This window comes from Leptospira kobayashii, from assembly GCF_003114835.2.
GTDB lineage: Bacteria > Spirochaetota > Leptospiria > Leptospirales > Leptospiraceae > Leptospira_A > Leptospira_A kobayashii.
This window is the reverse complement of the sequence record NZ_AP025028.1, coordinates 3437645-3459821: the sequence shown is the minus strand read 5'-3', so window position 1 is coordinate 3459821 and position 22177 is coordinate 3437645. Positions and strand designations below refer to the sequence as shown.

Genomic DNA, 22177 nt, shown 5'->3' with positions numbered 1-22177 from the left:
TAGTTTGGACATGAAATCTTATGAGCATTCGTTATAAATTTTTACTCATCCTGAGTGTCAGTCAAATCATATTGGTTTTGGCACTCACTACAAGTTTTGCCTACCTATTACAAGCTGTAAAGAATATACCGCAAACGCAAAGGGCGGAAGACTTATCCCGAAACTTCCAAAGGGAACTGGATTTTAAAGAAGAAAAATTGCGGCTTTTATTGGAAGAAATTACGATCAATCCTACTACGAAAGGAATTTTAGAAAGGGGATTGAACAATCGAAACATATTTTTTTCGGAGCTCGGTTATTTTCAAAAAATCATGAACCGTTACGGGCTTTCCCTATTTGAAATCGGGGATGCAAACGGCAAGGTGCTTTTTCGTTTTCACAGGCCGAAGGATTTCGGAGACGATAAAAAAAATCAGCCGATCATTCAGAAAGCATTGCAGGGACAGTGGGCGGCAAGCCTGGAAGACGGACATAGCGGGTTAGGCTTTCGTCTTGCAGCTCCCTTGATGGGGAGAGGCACGATCCTCATCGGTCAAGTGGTGGACGATAAGTTTACAAAAACCATTTCCAAAGACAATAGAATTCATCTTGCCATTCTTCAGGAAGGTAGGGTAAAGACGATCGGCTCGGATATCATTCGTTCGGTGATCAAAGAAGATCCCAAACTTTTGGAAAACAACCAAAGATTTCATTTTAAGGACAAACCTTATTATATAGTTAAGATTCCTTATACCGGAAAGGAAAACACTCTTCAAAATCTGGAATTCAACGTGATGATCGATGAAAACGAAGTGGAATCCAAAACATTCAAAATTTGGTCCTTTTTTACAATCGCATCATTCTTGTTATTCGGAATCATCTTCGTAACTTCGTTTTTATTTTCCCAAGATATGGTGGAAGCCATCAAATTGCTCACCAATGCAATGAACGATATTGAAAATTGGAAACCGGAAACACTTCCTACAAAACGCAAAGACGAGATCGGACAGATGGGAAGAGTGTTTGTAGAAATGAAAGAAGAGCTGCATGTTCATCAAAACAATTTGGAAGATTTGGTGGAACAAAGAACTCACGAGTTGAATGAAACTTTGGAAGAAGTTCAAAAACTGAAGGAAAAACAGGATGGGGATTATTTTCTTACCTCGCTTCTCATCAAACCTTTGCGAGGTGCTTTTGCAAAATCGGAGACGGTTTCTGTTTCCATCCTGGAGAGGCAAAAAAAAGAATTCAGCTTCCGAAACAGAAAATCGGAAATCGGAGGAGATCTTACCGCGACGGATACGATTCTTCTTCTCGGAAAAAAATACACCGTCTTCTTAAATGCGGATGCTATGGGAAAATCCATTCAAGGTGCCGGAGGCGCTCTTGTGATGGGAACAGTTTTCAAGTCGATTGTGACCAGAACCCAAAAACTGAAATATATGCAAGACCGTCATCCAGAGAGATGGCTGAAAGAATGTTTTCAGGAAGTGCATAATGTTTTTATCAGTTTCGACGGACATATGCTGCTATCAGCTGTTATGGGACTAGTTGATGAAGAGACAGGGACATTGTATTTTATCAATGCGGAACATCCGTGGTTGGTTTTGTATCGTGATGGAATCGCAGGGTTTTTGGATCAGGAACATTCTCTTCGTAAGATCGGATTTACCGAGATGAACGGAGAAGAAGTTTCCATCCAGGTTTTTCCTTTGAAGCCGGGGGATGTTGTGATCATCGGTTCGGATGGAAGGGATGATATTCTGATCAGTGAAGATGAAGAATCGCGTGTAATTAATGATGATGAAACTTTATTTCTCAAACGTGTCGAAGAAGGGGAAGGGGATTTGTATCAAATCGAAGAAGCAATCCTGGAAACAGGAGAGTTCACGGATGATTTCAGTTTGCTTCGGATTTCCTTTTTGGAAGAAAAAACGGATCGATCGACGACTACCACCAAACAAAAAGAATACTATGTTAAATTAAATGAAGGAATTCAATCTTATCGGGATGGAAATTGGGAAAATGCGATCATTTCTCTTGAGTTGGCTTTGGAATCCGAATCGGAAGATCCTTACTGTTTGCGGGAACTTTCCAAGCTATATATCAAATCGGAAAGATATGAAGAAGCGATTGTTCATGCGGAAAAATATCTAAAGACCAATCCGCAGGATACTGATTTTCTTTTTTACATCGCGTTTGCTTATAAACAAAAAAGAAACTATGAACAAGCTTGTGATTTTTCGGAAAGACTCAGACTCCGCGATCCCAAAAATTTTAAAAACTTACTTTTGTTAACTGAAATTCTGATGCATATGAAAAATACGGACAAGGCGGGAGTCTTATTGGAAACGATGGAGGAAAATTCTCCGGGAAATGCCAAAGTAGCGAAACTGCGGAATTTTTGGAAAAAGATGGTAGGTGCGTTTACTTCTTAAAAGAAGAAAGTGCTTCGTCCAGAGATTCAAAAATCAAAATCACGGAAGAGATTTTAGAGATACGGAAAATTTGTTGGATGGTTTTGGATACATTTGCGATCCTAAGCCCTCCGCCTGATTCGGCAAGTTTGTCGTTGAGCGACATGATCAGCCCGAAACCGGAAGAGTCGATGAAGTTCACTCCTTCCAGATCAAATATGAATTTGAACTCGTTTTGAGCAAAAGACTCCCTGATTCTTTCCTTCAGGATTCCGGCATTTAACATATCTAAGTTTCCGAAAAGTTTCAGAACTATAATGTCATTTGTCTTTGACTCAGTGTATTCCATTAAACGCTTAGAGGATAATCAATTTTTGACATTGGTCAATCAGATTAATTTACGAATTTATCCCATTTTTCTTGAGCGGAAACAGCCCCGAGGATTCTCCAGATAAGACCGGAGCCATTTTCCGAATTGGTCATAATTACGATCCCATATCCCTTGCCCGCGTTGAAAAATGCCAGCGACTTATGTCCCTTTGTATGGCCACCATGGAAAAAATACTCGGAAGGTCCGGATTGATTGATGAAAAAGCCCCTGCCCACGAGGGCGTGCACTGTCAGGTTCGCAGCACTCATTTTCGGAGTGAGCAGGTATTTTGCAGAAGATTCGGAAATAAGAGACGACCCGCCTTTGGTGGCGAGCGCCACTTCCGCAAATACGTTTCCAATCTCTTCGGGAGTGGTCCAGAGTCCCCCTGCGGCCAGTTCGGGGGTGACGAATTTTTTTTCTTCCAGAATTTCCCCCTTTTCATCATGACCTTCGCAGTGATCGTCCGCTTCGGTAAGATTTTGACGAAAGCTGCTTCGTTTCCAACCTAAGGGTTTTCCTACATATTTAGTGATTACTTTAGGAAAGGAAAGTTTTGTCGCTTCTACGATTGCTTCCTGGATGACGCTATAACCCGCTCCCGAATAACGGGATTTAGATCCCGGTTTGTAGTATATTTCCAGACCGTGGCCGGGTTTCGGAGAGAAGGAATCCTGAATATCTGTTAGGTGCTTTTTGTTTTGGTTGATCGGATCATCCCAATTTCCTTTTTCCGTGAGTCCGCTCGTATGAGAGAGCAGACTGTCCAGATTAACAAATGCGCCTTTTTCTTTTTTCTTTAGGCTGATATGAAATTTCAGTAGTTTTTGATTCCAATTGGAATACAGATTCAGTTTTCCTTCTTCGGCCAATTTCACTGCCGTAACTGCAGTGACTGTTTTGGAAAGGGAGCCAGCGCGAAATAAAGTATTGTCCGTCACTTTGGTAGAAGTTTTTAAATTACGGACACCGTAGTTTTTTTTCCAAACCAATTTGTAATTTTTATAAACTGCGACACCGACAGCAGGCACTTTGTTTTCTTTCATCAAAGTTTCCAAATCCACTTCCATTTGGTTTTTGGGAACGTCTCTCAGTTTTAGTTTTTTTCCGCCAAATAGAGATTCGGTGAGAATGGATTTATAAAAGGACAAATCTCCCTTGGTACCTCCCCAGGGATTTACAATCGATATCAATATATCGCTTTTCCTATCTTGATAAAATAGATTGGCGATTCCTTTTGCCTTTCCATAGGCCCAATGAAAATACTCTCCTACATACATCCCTTCTCCGAAGAAAATAGAATCTTGCGAAATGGAATCCTGTAGGATGGTTTTTTGAAAAAGTTTTTCCACTTCTTTTTTGGGTAATAGACTCGGATGTAATAACTCTTCTTTCCAAAGAACAAGATCTTCCGGATTGGAATAAATTCCGCTATTTCCCAGAAACGGATCATGAACATCCACGTAGGAATGATTCATATTCAAGGGTTTTAAAATGGTTTCTTTGATATAATCTGAATATGATTTTTCAGAAAGTGCCTCAATCAGATAGCCTAATATAAAATAATCGAGTCTTGTATACTTCCAATATTCTCCTGGGAGAAAGGAAGGTAGTAAGACGGAAGAGGTAAAACTATTACGAACCTGACTTCTTTTTTGAGCTTCCGGTTTGGAATCAAAATGGGAATCGATTTCTATGAATCGGGGAAGTCCGCTCGTATGTTTGAGCAAATTTTCAATCGTGATTTCTTTATAAGGAAACCAGGAAAGATATTTGACTACAGGATCGGACTCTTTGATTTTTTTCTCTCTGAGAAGAACTTTGAGTGCAAATGCTGTAAAAGGTTTTGTTACTTCACCTAACGGGAAACTATGTTTTCTGTAGAGTTGATTCGGTTGGTTTCCCTTTTTGTGATAGAAAGTTTCTCTGAATAGAATGTCCTTTCCTTTGGCAACTAGAACCACTCCTTGAAAGTTTTCCTGTCTTAGTTTGGTTCGGATTTCCTTTTTTTTTGCTTCCGATAGAGATCCTGCCTCTTCGGAGCATGAGATGAAAAATAAGGAAAGAAAAGAGAAACTTAAAACAGAAAAAACCTTCATGGAAAGACTACCTTCGGATCAGGCTTTGGTGGTATCCGACAGGTGCTTCAAATCCCAATACGTCCAATACGGTCGCAGCTATGTTCGCTAAACCGAAGTTAGGGTCTTGTTCTACGAATTGGATTTTCGATTCCGGATCGAAAACGACGAAATGCACAGGATTCAATGTATGGCTGGTTTTCGGGACAGGTTTGCCATCTTTGGAAGTTTGCGCGTGTCCTTTTTTGTCCAGCTGGTACATTTCATCCGCATTTCCGTGATCGGCAGTGATAAAAAGTACCGTTCCCGACTCTTTGCAGATTTTTACCAAACGGTCGATACAGGAATCCAGGTATTCCAAACCTTTGACAGTTGCTTCCATATTGCCGGTATGTCCCACCATATCTCCGTTAGCGTAATTGACTCTTAAGAAAGGATATTTGTGACTTTGGATCGCTTGGATGAGAGTGTCCGTGATTTCTTTCGCTTTCATCTCCGGCTTTTGGTCAAAAGGAATGACATCGGATTTCACTTCTTCGTAAGTTTCGAGAGCCTGGTTGAAGTATCCTGATTTATTTCCGTTCCAGAAAAAAGTAACATGCCCGTATTTTTGCGTTTCCGAAATCGCGTACTGAGCTACATGTTCGTTCACCAAATATTCTCCCATTGTGCGATCGATGACCGGTGGAGAAACTAAGTATTGTTTGGGGATAAATGAATCTCCGTCGTATTGCATCATGCCTGCAAATTCGATCTTGGGAAATCGGATTCTGTTGAAAGGGGCAAAGTTTTCTTCCGTGAATGCTCTTGAGATTTCAATGGAGCGATCTCCTCTGAAATTAAAAAAGATAACGGAGTCGCCGTCTTCCACAGACCCGACCGGTTTGCCGGTCGGGTCCGCAACAACAAAGGAAGGAAGGTATTGATCGATTACATTCGGATCTTCTTTGCGGAACGTTTCGATTGCTTCGGTAGCAGAAGCAAATTTTCTTCCTTCACCTAATACGTGTACCTTCCAGCCCCGTTCCACCATTGACCAATCTGCTTCGTAACGGTCCATAGTGATTTCCATTCTTCCTCCTCCGGAGGCAACGGAAATGTCCAGTCCCGATTTTTTGAGTTCGCTTAGATGGGACTCCAAGGGGGTGAGATAATCAAGGGCGGATTTTTCGGGAACATCCCTACCATCGAGTAAAATATGAAGTCTGATTTTGGGAACTGCTTCCGTTTGGGCAACATCAATCATCGCCCGCAAATGATCTATATGGCTATGAACATTTCCATCGGATAGTAAACCTAAGAAGTGTAATGTGGAATTGTTTGTTTTTACGTTTTGGATTATCTTTTTCCAAATAGGTCCCTGGAACATTTCTTTGGAGTCAATCGAGGCGCTGACTAATTTTGCCCCTTGGTCGAAAATGCGTCCCGAACCTAGAACATTATGACCCACCTCGGAATTGCCCATATCTTCGTCGCTTGGCATTCCCACGGCGGTTCCATGTGCCCGTAAATGGAGTGTCGGTCTTGTTTGCCAAAGGTTTTTGAGAACAGGCATTTTTGCGGCTTCCACCGCGTTTCCGTCATTTACACCTTGTTTGGTGAATCCTACTCCATCTAAAATGACTAGGAGGACTTGTTTGGCAAGAGGTCCATTGGGATGTTTTTGGAGAGATAACATAGATTAGATTCCTATTTTTTTCCAGTATCTGAATGATTCTACATTTTGCAACCGCAAGATGTGGATTGGTTTTGGTTTAGGGCCGGAGGTGGAAGGATCTTGTTAATCGGAAGGGTTTGAGTCGGTAGATGACTATGATCTCTTTGGGCTTCGATTGAAATGTAGGAACACATACGCTCTTTTTACCCTCACCTTCCATCTCCCAAAATATCATCAAACTCACAATCAGAGTCCTGGAAACCCTAAAATTCCCCGCAATCAATCCTATCTCCGCCCAATCCTCATGTCCCGGCCGAAAGTTCACCTTCACATAATAACTCTCCGCATTTTCCAAATGACTCTGATAAGTAATCCTTAAATTTCTCTTTTGTCTCACCGAACTCAGATGCACCACCAACCTTTCCCGGTGTTTACGGATCAATCGGCAAAATAGATCTCTGCTATCGTGACTTCTTCTAAGAAGCCTGCGATAAAACCCGGCGCCCATTTCAGATAGCAACAAACTGGAAACGGAAGTATCTGCAAAAACAAGAACTTCACCCATCCGCCAACGATTCTCTTGCATACTTTTCCTCTGTCAGAAGAGTTAAAGATTCTCTGCAATTGGTTCAAAAAAAAGAGGACTTAGATCCAAAGGATTTCAATTTAGCTTTCATGAAGAAATATGACGTATTTGGTGTGGGAAACGCACTTGTTGATATTATCGCATTCGTAGAACCGAAATTTTTAGATAAACAAAAAATAGACAAAGGTATAATGACCCTGGTCGATGAAACGAGACAAGGACAAATCCTCGCCGATCTCCACGAAATCAAAAAAGAACTCAGATCCGGCGGCAGTGCCGCTAACACGATGATTGCGATCGCCAACTCAGGTGGAAATTGCTGTTATGCGGGAAAAGTCACTCACGACACATACGGTGAATTTTACAAAAAGGATATGGAGGATGCAGGCGTCCGATTTGAGACAGCTCCTGATAAAGAAGGCCATACGGGAACTTGTGTGGTCTTAACAACACCGGATGCGGAGAGAACCATGCTCACTTGTTTGGGTATTTCCACTTCGCTTTCGCCTTCAGACATTCATTTGGAAGATTTGAAATCTTCTCAATTTGTCTATGTGGAAGGTTATCTTTGGGACGGGGACTCTACAAAAAAAGCGAGCCAGCTTACCATGAAAGAAGCAAAAGCCAACCAGGTCAAAGTAGCGTTTACATACAGCGATCCTTTTTGTGTAAACCGAACTCGCGATGAATTCATTCAACTAACAAAAGATTATGTAGATGTGGTTTTTTGCAATACGGAAGAAGGGCTGGCACTGAGCGGAAAAAAAGATCCTTTGGAAGCGGTTGCTTATATCGGGACTTTATCTCCGTTGGTATTTATGACTGCGGGCAAAGAAGGTGCTTACGTTTGCCAGGACGGAAAAATCGAACTGGTTCCCGGATTTCCGGTAAAACCTGTGGATACTACGGGAGCGGGCGACGCATTCGCAGCAGGTGTTCTCTACGGATTGACACATGGATTCACGCCGAAACGTTCCGCCAGATGGGGGAACTATGTGGCATCCCGGATTGTGGAAGAAGTAGGGCCCAGACTTTCTGTCAAACTCCTAAACAAACAGGATGAAGTTTTAAAAGGTTATTAGTCGATACGATTTGGTGCGAGGCTCTTTATGAAAGAGTCTGCACCAAATTAAAGTTATTTGGTTATCGCCTCGTTCCACAAAGTATAAATCTTCGCGGTGATTTCAAGTGGAGCGAATGGTTTTTCGATCACGCCGATCGCCCCTCTTTTTTGGTATTCCTGGATTTCGTTTTTTTGCACCCGCGAAGTGATGAAAGCAACAGGAATTCCCGCTGTTTCGGGAAATACTCTCAGTTCTTCTATCAATTCCAATCCGTTCATTCCCGGCATCAATACATCTAACAAGATCAAGTCGGGTTGCAATATGATTGCTTTTTGCAATCCTTCCGGTCCTGTTTTTGCAAAGAATACGTTAAAATCGGAATTGTATTCAATAGCGATGCGAAGGATTTCAATAATATCTTCTTCATCTTCTACGATCAAAACCGTTTTGATATGTTTCGGGTTCGTTCTCATTGATTCTGTCCTTCTGCGAATTTAGAAAGGGAATTCAAATCATACAAAGGTAAGGTAATTGTAAACGAGGTTCCCGTGGGACTAGTGATAAAATCAATAGATCCTTTCATCACTTCAATAAATCCCTTGGTAATGGACAATCCCAGTCCTGTCCCACCAACTAACTTATCTTTGGGGGGTGTCCCTTGCGCGAATCTGTGAAACAATCTCGGTTGAAAATCAGGATCAATTCCCGGACCTTGGTCTATCACTTGAATATAGGCTCCCAAATCGGTTTTGCCGACTCGGATCATAACTTCCGAATACTTTGGAGTGTATTTGACCGCATTGGAAATCAGATTGGTAACGCAGTGATTCAACCGATCTTCGTCCACATATACGGAAATGGAATCCGCATCTTTCTGATAATTAAGCAAAACATGATATTGTTCTGCGAATGTTCTCATTCCGTCAACGGAAGCTTGAATCACATCTTCCAGAAAGAACGCTTTGTATTTAAAATTGATATTTCCCGAATCAAGTGCTTCTATATCCAGTAGATCCGTCACAAACCGAACCAGACGCAGAGTGTTTTTGCGGCAAATATTCAATAGCGATTTTGCCTGGTTGGACAAATCTCCCGCTACTCCGCCGATTAAAAGTTCGATGGCACCTTTAATCGAAGTCAGGGGAGTACGAAGTTCATGGCTTACCAAACTGATAAATTCGTTTTTCAAGCGTTCCGCTTTCTTTCTTTCCGTAATGTTACGAACGATTGCCAAAACTTCTTCCGGACCGCTTTTGGCAATCCTTGCCTCGTAAAACTTGACCCCGTCGTATTCCTCTTTGGAATATTCAATTGATTGCGTTTGATCCAAGGTTAGCACCTGTGAAATCATATTACGGATAGAACTTAAACTTTCCTCGGGAAAAAGAGATTCTACGGAAGAAAATCGTTCCTCCGAATTTCCGGAGGGCATATCCCACCCCGGAAAATCAGGGTACATTTTGTAATCAATTACGATTCCGTCTTTATGAATCCGATAGAGTTTGTCCGGGATGGAATTGATGATGGCACGGTTTTTGGAAACTACGCTTTCGTAGCCCCGTTCCACCTTCTTTTGTGAGGTGATCTCCGTGGCGAGAACGAATAAAAAGTCTTGAGAAGGAAGAACGAGAAGATCATACCATTTTTCCCCCAAGGCATGAATGTGTTCGAATTGCATGCTCTTGCGTTCCCGAACTGCAGTTCTCATCCTTTCTCCGAGCTCGCTTTCTTTGACTTCGGGGAAGACCGTCCAGACTTCTTTCCCTATGATTTGACCGGGGGAAAGTTCGACCATTTCCAAGGCCTTTGAATTCAGATAAATATAGTTCCAATTGGAATCTAAGATAAAGACGGCGTCCCGAATGGTTTCCAGAATTTTGTTGAGATAATCGGGAGCCAATTTCTCCCAATTTTCCGAAAGAAGTTGCTTTGCTTCCAACAAGCTTGACTCATCCTTGAAAAAGCCTTTGATTTTTTCGTAAAAGTCATTCATACGTTCAAATATACTTAAAATAAAACCAGAGTTATGATTCAAGTCAGCAATTTATCTAAATTTTATGGGGAAAAACGAGCCATTACAGGCTTGAATTTCAAGTTGGAAAAGGGAGAAGTCGTCGGGCTTCTCGGTCTAAACGGAGCCGGAAAAACGACAACCCTTCGTATTTTGACGGGTTATCTGATTCCAAGTGCGGGGGATGCGCAAATTGACGGCAAATCCATTTTCGAGCATCCTCTTGAAGCCAAACAGAAAATAGGTTATCTTCCCGAATCTCCTCCTCTTTACGAAGATCTGAGTGTGGAAGATTATCTTAAATTCGTAAGTCGTTTGAAAAAAATAGAAGAATCAAAGTTAAACGGTGAAATCGATCGCGTTCTTCAAAAAACAAATTTGTCGGAAGTAAAAGACCGTTTGATCAGCACTTTGTCCCTCGGATTCAGGAAGAGAGTGGGAATCGCTCAAGCCATCCTGGGAAATCCTGCGGTTGTCATTATGGATGAACCGATTTCCGGACTCGATCCGAAACAAATCGTAGAGATCAGAAATCTGATCCGCAGTTTGGCGGGAGAACATACGGTTCTGATTTCCAGTCATATCCTTTCCGAAATTTACAAGACATGTGATAAGTTTTTATTTTTACACAAAGGTTCTCTCAGACAACAACTCAGTTTGAAACAATTGGAAGAGGAAATGAGCCGGGTGGCAGGTTGGGAAATCGGACTTTCCGGAAGGGGAAAGGAAGAATTGGAAAATTTCCTTCGTTCGCAGCTTTCTCCGGAAGACAACTTACAATACTTAGGCGTTCAGAATGAGGAGACGGTTTTTCTGATCAAAGCACGCGAGCCTAAATCTTTCAAAGAAAAATTATTCACTTCGGCAATCGCTTCCGGAATCCAAATCGAATCCTTAAAAAAACAGGAAGTATCTTTGGAACAAATCTTTATGGAGAAAATATGAATTGGCAAATCGCTGTTTGGATTTATAAAAAAGAATTAAAATTATTTTTCGGCACATATATGGGACCTTTGGTTTTGGGCGGAACCGCTTTTTTGAATGCGCTCTTTATCATGATTTTGAACTTCAACGGAAGAGCAAATTATGAAGAAGCCACCATTGTTACCTTCATATCCTTTATGACTACGATCCTCATTGCGATGATCATCATATCCATGGGTTCGATCGTAGAAGAAAGAAACAAAGGAACTCTGGAATTGCTTTTTACAAGCCCGATCACCGATGCGGACATTGTTCTCGGCAAATTTCTGTTTGGTGTTACAATCTGCGGAATCATTACGATATTCATCAACGGGCTTTTTCCGATTCTGCTTTACAGTTATTGGCAGGCCCCTCTTTATATCGTTGCTTCCGGCACGATCGGAGTGTTTTTGCTAGGAACTTTTACTTATTCGATCGGTCTTTTCGGTTCGAGCATTGCCAAAAACCAGATGATTTCCCTTTTGATTTCCGTGTTGATCATCCTTACGCTTTGGGTGGTCGGGTATTTTTCCCATTTGTTCCAAGCAACAACTAGGAAAATCCTGTTTCATCTGCATATATTTTCCCATTATATCAATTTTTCAAAAGGAGTTCTTCCTCTAACGGGAATTATGTTCTTTGTTACGGGATCACTTCTTTTTTTATACCTTACCGTAAAGGTATTGGAATCCAGAAGATGGAGAGGTTAGTTCTGTGTTAGTTTCAATCGATCGTATTTTTCCTTTTATCAGTGTAGTTTCCCTGTTTTTGTTCTTTTTGTTGGATGGAATGATCACGGATCCTTCCCGTAGGATCGTATGGCTTCTGGCAATCACCTTGTTTCTGTTATCTGATTCTGTTTATCGGATGATTGCGCATCGTTTTCGGAAAGAAGACAGCAACCGTTATATCGGCACGGCTCTCGGATTGTCCGCATTCGGGTTTTCTTTGCTTAGGGATTATCTCGACAATCAAATGATCGCAGGAATCAATTCCGAAATCAGCTCCATTCCGAAAGTACGGGAGTTTTTACTTTTGATCATCGTTGTATTCTCATTTGCATTTTTATTGCAGGTGTTATTTACTGAAATCGGAAAGTCCTCTCTGGAAGCTCAGAGCAATCTCAGCAAAACAAAAAGTTCTCTATTACAAAATGCTCTGCTCGGTTTTTTATTGGTTTTGCCTGTGCTAGTTGCGTTCAATTATTTTGCCATCAAACGAAATTATAATTTTGATTTGAGTTCGAAGGGAAAGTATTCTCTTTCTCCCATCTCCAGAAATCTTTTGAAGCAGATTCACAAAGAAACAACGATCACCGCTTTTTATCCCAGGCCTTTGGAAGCGGACGGTCCTGCAAGCTCCTTCAGCTTGACCAAGATACGTCCGGATGTTGAGATATTGCTCGACCAGATCAAAACCGAAAATCCTCTGATCACGATCAATTTTATCAATGCGGATGTGGAAACCGACTTATTGAAAGATTTCGGACAAGCTTCCAACGGAACGATTGTGATTCGATCCAAAAAAGATTCTTTATTGGATAGTAACACCCCTTATGCGGAAGAAAAGATCTTTGCCAAAGAACCGAGTGATTTGGAAGAACTGGAACGTAAGTTAATCGCAGGTATTTTTAATGTTTCCACGGAACAGAAAAAGATTTATTTCACAACTTCGAACGGGGAAAGATTCGGTGTGGGATTCCGTTCCGTACCGAATGAACAGGTAAACAGATTCAATACGAATTTGCAATTTCTGAATTTTAAAGTTGCCGAGTTGGGGTTTTCGCAAGGATGGCCGGGAGTTCTTCCGGCTGACGCAGATATGGTGGCGATCCTGGGCCCAACGGTTCCGTTTTCTCCGGAAGCACAATCCGAGATCAAAAAATTCGTTTTGGAAAAAAACGGAAAACTATTCATTACGATCGAACCGAAAGGAAACGAAAACTTCGATTGGTTGTTGAAAGTTTCCGGGCTGCAATTCAAGAAAGAGCCTTTGATGGAAAGAGCGGAAAAGCCCGGAGTTATCATAGCGAAACGTTTTTCCGAAAACAAACTTACCGATCTTTTACCTAAAAAAGATTTGGGAGTTCTTTTCCCGTATAGCGGTTATTTTGTGACACAATCTACAGGCGAAACACCTTTTTCATTTAAGTCGGCAAATCTTTTGGAAACAGGCACTGATGCGTTTGTGGATAAAAACAATAACGGGAAACAAGACAAGGAAGAAACCAAAGAAAACCTAATCCTTTCTGTTGTTCTAACACCTGTTTCTCTGGGTGACGACAAAAAAGGAAGGATCATTGTTCATTCGGGCACTTCCTGGATTACGGACCAGTTTATTGCTTATGTAATGAACGGTCATTTTGCGAATGCATCCGTCACTGGGCTTTTTCAGGACACGGGAATCGCGGAAATTCCTCCTAAAAAGGAAGAAGTTCAAACCGTCAGTCTTTCGGACAATCAAAAGCTGATCGTCTGGGCTATCGGGGTATTCTTTTATCCGGGTCTGATTCTGGGAATCGGTGCTTATTATGTTCATTCGAAACGCAAAAAATCATTAACTGAAGTATGAAAAATCGTTTAATCTATGTTATTGTTTCCTTCGTTTTACTGTTTTTCCTATTTTTCTTTTTAGAGGAAAAAACGGAAAACATCACCGAAACCAATTACTGGAAGGAAAATTGGAAATCGGTTGTTTATTTTCCACCTAAAGAAACCTGGTGCGGAGAAAAAGAGCCTGCCTTCGGAAAAGATCCGATTTTTTTCCGTATGTTTGAAAGAGGTTGGAGAAAATCCCCGATTTTTTCCGTTTCTTATTTTCATCCGGATGAAAAGGACATCCTCACTTACGAAGGAAACTTCAATGTGAAAAATTCATTTTCCGATCTGAGTGTTCTCAAAACAAAATTCATAGAGTCATCCTCGGAAGAGATTCAAAAGTCATATTGTATCGGAGAAGATGCTCCGCGTTTGGTGGTGAACGAAGATTTGTTGGATATTAAATTTGATGATCTTCCAGGGAGAACTTTGTATTTCGGAAAAAAAACGGAATCGGATACCGCAAGAGTTGCCGCCAGGGAAAAAGATCATGTGATTTCTCCTTATTCCTATTTGATTGAAAAATTTAGAAACAATTCTCTCAGTTTCAGAGAACGCCAGTTTGTTATCTATAGCGGCGGTTATCTGGCTTCCATAGAATTCACCGGACAAGGACAAAGGATTGTTGCAGAGAACAATGCAAAAAAAAATCAATATGATTCGTATGTGAATCATTGGAATCGCCCTACGGGAGAACGAATCGTTCTCTCGCCTGAAATCGGAAATGCTTTGGAAAGCAGCACAAAGTCGCTTCGTGCGGATCTGTATCCGGATGATGAAAACGGCCCGGGGCTTTCTTTCTCCAAAGACGCCGTGAAGCCGGAACCTGAGGGAAATCTATTCGTCAAACATTCCCTTGGATACAAATGGAAGATTCGTTTTTATCCCAAAGTTCAGTGGAAGAACCAAAATTATCGCCCTGTGGTTCGGGATCTTTCTCCTTATTTCGAAGAAAGTCCAAGTTTCGTGAAAGAGGAAACCTTTCAAAACTTTATTCAGGCCGTAACGAACGTGAAAAATGCTTCCCGTTGGGAACGCCCCAATCAGAAAATCCAATAAGGTGCAAAATAATCATTCTACCAGGGCCCGTTCGGATTTGCTACGGGATGTTTTCTTTTCCCCGAAATCGGCATTCGAATCTTATTTTCAAAAGCATGAATTAGGAGGAAGGGATTTATTTGTGACTCATTTGAGTCTTGCCGTACTCGGAATCCTATCCAAGTTCGTGAGTAATCTCATCCAGATTTTTGTTTTTAAAGTAACAAACACGGACGAAGAAACCAGTTTGACTTTGTTCCAAGGCGTATTTTCCGTCTTTGGGTTTTATGTTCTGATGATTTTCGTATTCCGGCTTTTGGATAGTTTCCGTTTATATCACAAAATGCGTGATAGGTTGCAAGACTGGGACGGCCCGGAACCTCATGTGTTTACGGTTTCTTTTTTACCTTTCACTTCCACGGCTATCTTTTGGATTTTGCCGCCTCCTTTCCCTCTCGTTTTTATCGGAATAGGTACTTTGTATTCTTTGCAACTTTCCTATATGTATCTTTCCATGATCCGTCATTGGACTACGGCTGAGTTTTTCTTTTTCTTTCTGAAGGCGGCTTTGTTTTTTATGTTCTTGGCCTTCTTTCCTTTGTTTATTTATAATATCGTTCGGACGGTGAGTTTTTGAAAATTTTCTTAGTGGGAATCGGCGGGATTGCTATGGGCAATCTCGCTTATATGTTGAAAGAGATCGGGCATGATGTATCCGGTTCCGATGAAAATCTATACCCTCCTATGTCCGATAAGTTGGTGGAATGGGGACTTTCGCCTAAATCCGGTTATAGAAAAGAAAATGTAAAAGATGCGGATCTAGTTATTATAGGAAATGCGATTTCCAGAGGAAATCCCGAAGTGGAAGAAGTTCTGAACTCGGGTAAAGAGTACATGAGCATGGCTCAGGCAATCGGTCATTTTTTCCTAAAAGGAAAAAAACCGATCGTAATCGCGGGCACCCATGGAAAAACAACGACCACATTTTTAACTCATTGGATACTTTCCGAAATCGGTCTTGCTCCGGGACTATTTGTAGGCGGTATTCGCAAAGACGGTCATGCGGGATTTTCCCTTGGCAAGGGAGATTATTTTGTAATCGAAGGGGACGAATATGACTCGGCTTTTTTCGACAAAAGTTCCAAATTTTTACATTACAGACCCTTCTATCTGGTGTTAAACGCTCTCGACTTCGATCATGCCGATATTTTCGCAAATCTTGATGCGATCAAAGTCATGTTCAAACGACTTCTCAATCTTGTGCCGGGGGCCGGAAAGGTTTTGTATTGGAAAGGGTCCAAAAATTTGAATTCCATCATTGACGGATACAAACACGCACCTGTGGAACCGTTCGAGCTGAATGAAAAAGATTCCATCTTGAATTATGTAAAAGGCGTTTTGAGCGAAAACAAATCCAAAAACATTTTGAAACCTTCTTTGATCGGATCGCATAATTATCGCAATGCGGAAGCGGCTGTTCGGGTTTGTTTGGCGATCGCACCTTCGAAGAAAAAGGAGATTTTGGAAGCATTTCTCAGATTTCCAGGAGTGAAGAGAAGACAGGAAGTTCTTGTTCGGAATGAAACCTCTCTACTCGTTGAAGATTTCGCCCATCACCCGGTGGCCATATTGGAAACAATCAAGGCGCACAAAGAGGCTTATCCAGGTTATAAAATCATTTCCTTGTTCGAACCGAGGAGCGCTACGTCCCATAGAAATGTTTTCCAGGATGATTTTGCCGCGTCCTTCAAAGGTTCCGATTATGTGTTTATCACGGAAGTATATCAGGTAAACAAAGTCGCTTCCAAATTGAGATTGAATGTAAAAAAGTTGGTCAAAGATACTAAGGCAAAAACAAAAGCATCTTCCTTCTATTGCAAAGATCCGAAAGACATACTGGTTCAAATCAAAAAAGAAATTCCGAAACTCGCCAAATCAAAGATCATCGTACTTGCCATGTCAAACGGTGCTTTCGGCGGAATTTATCCTGAGTTGACAAAACTCGTTTTAGAGAGAGAAATCAAATGAGCATCATAAAAGAAATCGAATCCATCATTGTAGAAGCGGAAGAGACTTTATCCCAGGCACAATCCGAAGAAGAGTTGGATACAAACAAAAACAACTTTATCGGGAAAAAAGGAAAGCTCACTCAAGTATTGAAAGGACTTGCGAGCCTTTCCGTAGATGAGAAAAAAACAGTGGGTAAGCTCGCGAATGAAGCCCAAACCAAGATCGAATCCATCGTTGAATTGAAGAGAAGCAATATCAAAGAAGAGTTCTACGAAGTAAAACTCAAATCAGAATTTTTCGATGTTTTGCGGACCGAAGAACCCAAAGAAAAAGGATCTCTTCATCCTATTTCCCAAATCCAATACGAGATTGAGGATATTTTCACATCCATGGGTTTTTCCATTATGGATGGCCCGGAAGTGGAAACCGATGAAAACAATTTCGGAGCATTGAACTTTACCGAAGACCACCCTGCGCGGGATATGCAAGATACTTTCTATACAAAGGATGGAAACTTGCTTCGCACTCATACTTCCGCCATACAAGTGCGTGCACTTCGTAACTTAAAACCTCCCTTTCGCATCATCGCTCCGGGCAGAGTGTTCCGTTATGAAGAAGTGGATGCATCTCACGAAAATACATTTTATCAAGTTGAAGGAATGGTAGTGGGGGAAGGGATTTCCATCGCTCATCTTATCTATACCATGGAGACTTTATTGTCCCGTGTATTCCGCAAAGAAGTGAAGACAAGACTTCGCCCCGGTTATTTCCCTTTCGTAGAGCCCGGATTTGAATTGGATATCAACTGCCTTGTTTGTGAAGGGAAGGGTTGTTCCGTTTGCAAACAATCCGGTTGGTTGGAATTGCTTCCTTGCGGACTAGTGCATCCGAATGTGCTGAGTCATGCGGGGCTTGATCCAAAAAAATGGTCAGGATTCGCCTTCGGATTGGGACTGGATCGACTTGTGATGATGCGATACAACATCCATGACATTCGTTACTTCCAGTCGGGCAATCTTCGGTTTCTAAAACAGTTTTGAGTTTTGAAGATCATTCGATCTTCAAAACGAAACGTCTAAATCAGATGCGATTGTAAGATTCCGTTTTGGATTTTTAATTTTACCTTCGTTTTTCCGATTTCAATTGTATCAGCGGATTTAATCTCTTCGCCTGCCGCGGAAAATAGATTTGTAAGTAACATGGAACCAGAGTTAGTTGTTACGGCGCAAAGCAGATAAGGCGGTTTTTTTTCTCCGCCAGGATTGAAATGTACGGCACTTGCCGATAGAATCACTCCATCTTCTCCGTCTTTTGCATCGGGAACGTTGACTCCCAAATTGCGCGTGGGTTGTGCGGAACGTCTCCCTTTTTTGGGAGCTTCTTTGGAAAAAATAATCACAGAATTGATACTGTCGATTCCTCCGTTTCCTCCCAATAAACTCACCTTAGGCGGTTCACTCAAGCGGCCTGGAATCGGATCTACCGCCAAACCGTATTGGCTTGCCACGTCGATTAGTCCTGCGGCGCCGGAGAGGGACATGGCAGCCTGATAATTCAAAATTCCTCCGCCCAAATTGATGGGAATTTGTCTATTGCCTGTAGGAATTTTTCCCTCATGCAAACCGGCCGCCACTTCTTTTACCGGTTTTCCGAAATACAAACTCGCCTGGTTAATGATCATGCCTGTAAAACAATCGTAGATCCAGGCATAATCGATATCTTCTCTCTCCCAGCCGGAAAGGGAAAACGCGCGTTCTGCGGCGATGGCTGCGGGACTCGCCAGATCTTTTTTCTGAATGAAATATTCCGTATGGGCAGCATGGCCCGCGCCGGAGAGATAAATATGTTCAGCGTCTTTTCTGATAATCCCTTTGTCGATTAACTCTTGTTTTTTGGCTTCGGTCGTGATCAAAGTTGCGAATCCGTGATCCGTTACGATTGCGATCATAGGAGTGGAGTAAGGACCTGCCAGGGGTTTGCGAAGCTGTTTGTCGGTTAGTTCTTTTTCGAATTGGAAAGCGCGCGGATTGGAAATTGCTTTCTCCCGGAAACACTTTGTAATCTTTTCAAAATCTTCCGAGTTTACTCCCGAATCTTTCATCAATCTTTCTGCGAGGATCGCATACAGTCCGATGAGCGTGGAGCCGTAAGGGATCTCCCAATCCTTGTGGCAAACCGTTGCAGTCAGTCTTTTTAAATCGGAGACTTGTTTGAATACGGATTTGGGAACATCCGCCGCGGCAACTAACACAATACTGTCGGGATTGGAGGAAATGATGGTGTAAGCTTGTTGAAGAGCTCCTCCCACACTGGCCCCACCCAAATCCACAACATGACATGCAATTCCTGTGAATCCCAAATCATTGGCATCACGAACCGTAAAACCGTAACCTTCCCTTGCCAAAGATTGGGCTTCTACGGAAACAAAATCGGTAAGGTAGGGAGCTATTTTGGTTCGGTCCGTTCCTAAAAAGGTAAATAGTTTATCAACGGAACGAAATAGTATTTTATAATATTTTTCTAGAGCAGAGGAAGATTTGTATTCCTCTGCATTGAATTCGGATTCAATTGTATCGGCAACGCCAAGTAGAATAGGGGTCATTTTGCATAATTAAAATTAATTATCCATACCTAGCAAGGCATTCATTCTAAAATCTTGAATGATTCCTATGCATCGTTCAGTAACCCGATCCAAACTTTCGCCGAATTTTCTGCCGTTGAATTCGGCGGAAGCCTTAGGAAAATCCTTTTCGTTGATTCGGATGATCAGATCCGGATTCACACGGTTTTTAGACACCAATTCATGGATGGATGTCGCCAGATTTTTGAGAGCGAAACAACCGTCCTTCAAAAGGTTCTGAGAAACTTTTTCAATCATTACGGTGTTTCCGTTTGCATCCAAAAAGTTTTTGACCGCCTCCTGGATTCGTAAGGAAGGCATACCTCTTCGTGTAACACCGATTCGTTCTATTTGAACTATGCTGTCCTGGATTTGAGAAAATTCGATCGTGCCTTTGAATATATTCAATAATACGGGAAGTTCTATTTCCGCAAAATCCACCATGGCACCGTAAAAATAGCGGATTTCCGTTTTTGCCATAGGATGAAAATCTATCTTGGAATATTTGGACAATCTTTCCAAAGACTCATCCATAATTCGGTTGAGTGTTTCGCCTTTGCCGGCTTCTTTCTTTGCGACCAGTTCTTTGTATTTACTTTTGAGTTGTTCTAAAAAAACCACTTCTTCCGATATAAACTTTGTTATATTGCCTCTCAGTTGGAGGATTTGAAGGTATCTTTTTTCGAATTCTACAATGTCGAATGCCTTGGGGTGGAGTTTGGCATTTTCTCTATAGTCTGTTCTTATTTTTTCTAATAGTGCTTTTACTTCTGATTCAGCTAGTTCTTTATTCATTTTTGTTTTTTCCAGTTCTCAACCTCCATAATGGACTTGTCCAAGTCTTGCGAAAAATACAATGATGCAGTCTTCGCATCGACATACATGAGTTGGTTGGGATATTGTAATTGTTTAACTTGTGTTTCCGTCTTCAAGTTCAGAATATTCATCAACTGAAGACTTAGTTTTTTCAAATCCTTAATGATAGTTTCTGCATGTCTTTGCATTTCAAATAGATGAAGATTGTCCAGCTTATCTTTATCTGACTCAATAAGTTTCATCTCTTCCCGTTTGTCGGCGGGAGCTTTTGAGATATAATAAGTAATTGGACGAGGATATGACGACATTTCTTTATGCAAATCGACCATTTTATCCAATGCTTCAAAAACTTGTGATTCAAATTCTCTAGCTAAATTCCCTACAATATTTTTATTTTCTGAGGGATCTCCCGTAATTTCAAAAATACGGGATGCTTGTAAGTTTTTGATGATTGCGTTTGATCTTTCCTTATAAGTTCCAAGCATCTTGATGAAATGATCGATGAGTCCTCTTGCGGGACGAAATTCGGTTGTTTCCAAATTCGGTTGTAAAGAAGGAGATGTATCGGAATCAAGTGAGAGAGAGGACGGATGGGACACTGTTTCCGTTCCATCCATAATATTCAGATCGATATCGCCTTCCATCAGAAAGTCGGTAGGTTCTTCCGGAGGAGTGTTTTGATTTTCCGATTCTTTCGGGGGAATTCGTTTGGAAGTTTCGGATAAATCTTTGATCGATGAGAGAGTGGGTTTGGAAGGGATATTTGTATCTCCCGTTGTGCTCACTACTTCAAATTCCTTAGCGGAAGTGATCTTTATGATTTCTATGCGTCTTGTATCCTTGTTGAAACGTAGCGCATAACGATTGTCATCTTTATCAATGAATCTTTGATTGATTTGGGAAATGGACATACGATTCGGATCTATTTCCGAGATAGAATCGATTCGTATATAATTGCCTTTTCCTTTATCCGGTGTCACAGTCTCAATATATCCAATAACGCTTCAGTAAAAGCATAAGATAGAAGTACGTTCGGGTCAACTTCGTTCTCTAAAGACTTGCGATATAATGTAAAAAAATCGGAACGTGAGAGATTCACTCTATTATGGTATTCGGAAAAAGAAGAATCCCTTTCCCAAACAGAGACTTTCTCGCGGGAAAGTTGAAGGATAGCGAATCTGAGTACCAGCCCTAAATCCAAATGTTTTTCTGTAATGATTTCTGCTAATTCTTTGTCAAATTCCAGTAAACTGTAAAACATGGGTTTCCTCTCTTTGGAAAGGTCGAAAACCGGGGGAAATGGTTCGGATTTTTTTCTCTTTCGCCTTGACCCGGAGAGTGGTACTCAAAAGATAAGTAAAAATTCCTCGTAGGGGACATTCCTTGGCTAATTTACGATCTTCTAAAAAAGACATTCGACGCACAGAGCGCAGAAAAGAGCGCAATTCACAAGACAGAACGGAAATCCGTACATACGCACGTGGTTTGCTGAAAGCTATCAAATCAGGAAACAAAGAAGAAGCTCTTGGCTTTTTCTCCAAATACGCTTCTAAGATAGACAGAGCTGCAAAAACCAATCTCATTCATAAAAAGAACGCTGATAGAAAGAAAGCAAGAATGGCTGCAAAAATCAATTTGTTAGCTAAACCGGCTAGCGCCTAACATTTTTTCCCATAGCTAATGAATGAAAAGGTCGCAGAGAGCTGCGGCCTTTTTTATTTTCGGGCAATCCTAAATTCTTAAGAAATCCAAACTTTAAAATCTCTAAAACTCTAGACATCCAAGTCCTGTGTTTTTTAATGACTATACGAACGAACGGGCGATTAGCTCAGCTGGGAGAGCAGCTGCCTTACAAGCAGCGGGTCGGCAGTTCAATCCTGTCATCGCCCAAATCCGTTCCTTCCGCCATTTACTTTTTCAAACCTCCATTCCTAAAACCTAAAAGAATAGACTTCCCCTCTGGAAACGCCA

Annotated in this window: 20 protein-coding genes and 1 tRNA gene; 11 read left to right on the top strand and 10 right to left on the bottom strand. The window is 41.4% G+C overall.

All coding sequences use genetic code 11. The features are described 5' to 3' along the window. The first annotated feature begins 20 nt into the window (after positions 1 to 20). Positions 21 to 2417, top strand: coding sequence for a SpoIIE family protein phosphatase (locus DI077_RS15535; RefSeq protein ID WP_109020955.1), 2397 nt, complete (start codon positions 21 to 23; stop codon positions 2415 to 2417). On the opposite strand, the gene DI077_RS15530 is transcribed toward DI077_RS15535, so the two are convergent. From DI077_RS15530 to DI077_RS15515, 4 genes are all read right to left on the bottom strand, one after another. Further along, positions 2407 to 2745, bottom strand: coding sequence for an STAS domain-containing protein (locus DI077_RS15530; protein ID WP_109020956.1), 339 nt, complete (start codon positions 2743 to 2745; stop codon positions 2407 to 2409). The two genes, DI077_RS15535 and DI077_RS15530, sit on opposite strands and share 11 nt — an antisense overlap. Positions 2746 to 2789: 44 nt before the next feature. After that, complete coding sequence (locus DI077_RS15525; protein ID WP_109020957.1) at positions 2790 to 4865, bottom strand: serine hydrolase domain-containing protein; 2076 nt, start codon at positions 4863 to 4865, stop codon at positions 2790 to 2792. 7 nt (positions 4866 to 4872) lie between these two features. After that, a complete protein-coding gene (gene gpmI, locus DI077_RS15520) occupies positions 4873 to 6522 on the bottom strand; it encodes a 2,3-bisphosphoglycerate-independent phosphoglycerate mutase (protein ID WP_109020958.1) in 1650 nt (549 codons plus the stop codon). A gap of 76 nt (positions 6523 to 6598) precedes the next feature. Next, positions 6599 to 7087 carry a DUF1564 family protein gene (locus tag DI077_RS15515; RefSeq protein WP_109020959.1) on the bottom strand — a complete coding sequence of 163 codons (489 nt, stop codon included), beginning with the start codon at positions 7085 to 7087 and terminating at the stop codon, positions 6599 to 6601. Between the two features lie 89 nt (positions 7088 to 7176). Here DI077_RS15515 and DI077_RS15510 point away from each other — a divergent pair, with 89 nt between their 5' ends. Further along, on the top strand, positions 7177 to 8169 hold the full coding sequence (locus tag DI077_RS15510; protein ID WP_109021164.1) for an adenosine kinase: 993 nt from the start codon (positions 7177 to 7179) through the stop codon (positions 8167 to 8169). Positions 8170 to 8222: 53 nt separating this feature from the next. Here the strand turns inward: DI077_RS15510 and DI077_RS15505 are convergent, their stop codons facing one another. Next, positions 8223 to 8624, bottom strand: a complete 402-nt coding sequence (locus DI077_RS15505; protein ID WP_109020960.1) for a response regulator — start codon at positions 8622 to 8624, stop codon at positions 8223 to 8225. After that, the gene (locus DI077_RS15500) at positions 8621 to 10144 is read right to left on the bottom strand and encodes a PAS domain-containing sensor histidine kinase (protein ID WP_109021167.1); all 1524 of its coding nucleotides are present in this window, start codon (positions 10142 to 10144) and stop codon (positions 8621 to 8623) included. Before DI077_RS15500 ends, DI077_RS15505 begins: the two co-directional genes overlap by 4 nt. Positions 10145 to 10177: 33 nt before the next feature. Here DI077_RS15500 and DI077_RS15495 point away from each other — a divergent pair, with 33 nt between their 5' ends. The 7 genes from DI077_RS15495 to pheS are packed head-to-tail and all read left to right on the top strand — an operon-like array spanning position 10178 to position 17810. Continuing rightward, positions 10178 to 11107 carry an ABC transporter ATP-binding protein gene (locus tag DI077_RS15495; RefSeq protein WP_109020961.1) on the top strand — a complete coding sequence of 310 codons (930 nt, stop codon included), beginning with the start codon at positions 10178 to 10180 and terminating at the stop codon, positions 11105 to 11107. Next, positions 11104 to 11835: an ABC transporter permease gene (locus DI077_RS15490; RefSeq protein WP_109020962.1), complete on the top strand. Its 732-nt coding sequence runs from the start codon at positions 11104 to 11106 to the stop codon at positions 11833 to 11835. The genes DI077_RS15495 and DI077_RS15490 overlap by 4 nt, the downstream gene beginning before the upstream one ends. Before the next feature lie 4 nt (positions 11836 to 11839). Continuing rightward, complete coding sequence (locus DI077_RS15485) at positions 11840 to 13696, top strand: motility-associated ABC transporter substrate-binding family protein (RefSeq protein ID WP_109020963.1); 1857 nt, start codon at positions 11840 to 11842, stop codon at positions 13694 to 13696. Next, a complete protein-coding gene (locus DI077_RS15480; protein WP_109020964.1) occupies positions 13693 to 14781 on the top strand; it encodes a hypothetical protein in 1089 nt (362 codons plus the stop codon). Before DI077_RS15485 ends, DI077_RS15480 begins: the two co-directional genes overlap by 4 nt. A 1-nt stretch (position 14782) precedes the next feature. Continuing rightward, positions 14783 to 15397, top strand: coding sequence for a hypothetical protein (locus DI077_RS15475; RefSeq protein WP_109020965.1), 615 nt, complete (start codon positions 14783 to 14785; stop codon positions 15395 to 15397). Beyond that, complete coding sequence (locus tag DI077_RS15470; protein WP_109020966.1) at positions 15394 to 16788, top strand: UDP-N-acetylmuramate--L-alanine ligase; 1395 nt, start codon at positions 15394 to 15396, stop codon at positions 16786 to 16788. Before DI077_RS15475 ends, DI077_RS15470 begins: the two co-directional genes overlap by 4 nt. Then, positions 16785 to 17810, top strand: coding sequence for a phenylalanine--tRNA ligase subunit alpha (pheS, locus tag DI077_RS15465; RefSeq protein ID WP_109020967.1), 1026 nt, complete (start codon positions 16785 to 16787; stop codon positions 17808 to 17810). Before DI077_RS15470 ends, pheS begins: the two co-directional genes overlap by 4 nt. A gap of 35 nt (positions 17811 to 17845) precedes the next feature. Here pheS and DI077_RS15460 read toward each other — a convergent pair whose 3' ends face one another. The 4 genes from DI077_RS15460 to DI077_RS15445 are packed head-to-tail and all read right to left on the bottom strand — an operon-like array spanning position 17846 to position 21467. Further along, on the bottom strand, positions 17846 to 19372 hold the full coding sequence (locus tag DI077_RS15460) for a thiolase family protein (RefSeq protein ID WP_109020968.1): 1527 nt from the start codon (positions 19370 to 19372) through the stop codon (positions 17846 to 17848). Between the two features lie 15 nt (positions 19373 to 19387). After that, positions 19388 to 20185: a hypothetical protein gene (locus DI077_RS15455; RefSeq protein ID WP_109020969.1), complete on the bottom strand. Its 798-nt coding sequence runs from the start codon at positions 20183 to 20185 to the stop codon at positions 19388 to 19390. After that, complete coding sequence (locus tag DI077_RS15450) at positions 20182 to 21186, bottom strand: LIC_10450 family protein (RefSeq protein WP_109020970.1); 1005 nt, start codon at positions 21184 to 21186, stop codon at positions 20182 to 20184. Before DI077_RS15450 ends, DI077_RS15455 begins: the two co-directional genes overlap by 4 nt. Then, positions 21183 to 21467, bottom strand: a complete 285-nt coding sequence (locus DI077_RS15445) for a hypothetical protein (protein WP_109020971.1) — start codon at positions 21465 to 21467, stop codon at positions 21183 to 21185. Before DI077_RS15445 ends, DI077_RS15450 begins: the two co-directional genes overlap by 4 nt. Positions 21468 to 21589: 122 nt before the next feature. On the opposite strand from DI077_RS15445, the gene rpsT reads away from it, so the two are divergent. Both rpsT and DI077_RS15435 read left to right on the top strand, forming a co-directional pair. Next, positions 21590 to 21868: a 30S ribosomal protein S20 gene (gene rpsT / locus DI077_RS15440; RefSeq protein ID WP_109020972.1), complete on the top strand. Its 279-nt coding sequence runs from the start codon at positions 21590 to 21592 to the stop codon at positions 21866 to 21868. Between the two features lie 155 nt (positions 21869 to 22023). After that, positions 22024 to 22096 (top strand) — tRNA-Val (locus DI077_RS15435). The last annotated feature ends 81 nt before the right edge of the window (positions 22097 to 22177 follow it).

What these genes read in the sequence shown, in the direction of transcription:
- DI077_RS15495 (WP_109020961.1), top strand. Translation starts at nt 10,178, where the DNA reads ATGATTCAAGTCAGCAATTTATCTAAATTTTATGGGGAAAAACGAGCC.
- DI077_RS15530 (WP_109020956.1), bottom strand. Translation starts at nt 2,745, where the DNA reads ATGGAATACACTGAGTCAAAGACAAATGACATTATAGTTCTGAAACTT.
- gpmI (WP_109020958.1), bottom strand. Translation starts at nt 6,522, where the DNA reads ATGTTATCTCTCCAAAAACATCCCAATGGACCTCTTGCCAAACAAGTC.
- DI077_RS15460 (WP_109020968.1), bottom strand. Translation starts at nt 19,372, where the DNA reads ATGACCCCTATTCTACTTGGCGTTGCCGATACAATTGAATCCGAATTC.
- DI077_RS15515 (WP_109020959.1), bottom strand. Translation starts at nt 7,087, where the DNA reads ATGCAAGAGAATCGTTGGCGGATGGGTGAAGTTCTTGTTTTTGCAGAT.
- DI077_RS15525 (WP_109020957.1), bottom strand. Translation starts at nt 4,865, where the DNA reads ATGAAGGTTTTTTCTGTTTTAAGTTTCTCTTTTCTTTCCTTATTTTTC.
- DI077_RS15455 (WP_109020969.1), bottom strand. Translation starts at nt 20,185, where the DNA reads ATGAATAAAGAACTAGCTGAATCAGAAGTAAAAGCACTATTAGAAAAA.
- DI077_RS15480 (WP_109020964.1), top strand. Translation starts at nt 13,693, where the DNA reads ATGAAAAATCGTTTAATCTATGTTATTGTTTCCTTCGTTTTACTGTTT.
- DI077_RS15500 (WP_109021167.1), bottom strand. Translation starts at nt 10,144, where the DNA reads ATGAATGACTTTTACGAAAAAATCAAAGGCTTTTTCAAGGATGAGTCA.
- DI077_RS15445 (WP_109020971.1), bottom strand. Translation starts at nt 21,467, where the DNA reads ATGTTTTACAGTTTACTGGAATTTGACAAAGAATTAGCAGAAATCATT.
- DI077_RS15535 (WP_109020955.1), top strand. Translation starts at nt 21, where the DNA reads ATGAGCATTCGTTATAAATTTTTACTCATCCTGAGTGTCAGTCAAATC.
- pheS (WP_109020967.1), top strand. Translation starts at nt 16,785, where the DNA reads ATGAGCATCATAAAAGAAATCGAATCCATCATTGTAGAAGCGGAAGAG.
- DI077_RS15510 (WP_109021164.1), top strand. Translation starts at nt 7,177, where the DNA reads ATGAAGAAATATGACGTATTTGGTGTGGGAAACGCACTTGTTGATATT.
- DI077_RS15490 (WP_109020962.1), top strand. Translation starts at nt 11,104, where the DNA reads ATGAATTGGCAAATCGCTGTTTGGATTTATAAAAAAGAATTAAAATTA.
- DI077_RS15505 (WP_109020960.1), bottom strand. Translation starts at nt 8,624, where the DNA reads ATGAGAACGAACCCGAAACATATCAAAACGGTTTTGATCGTAGAAGAT.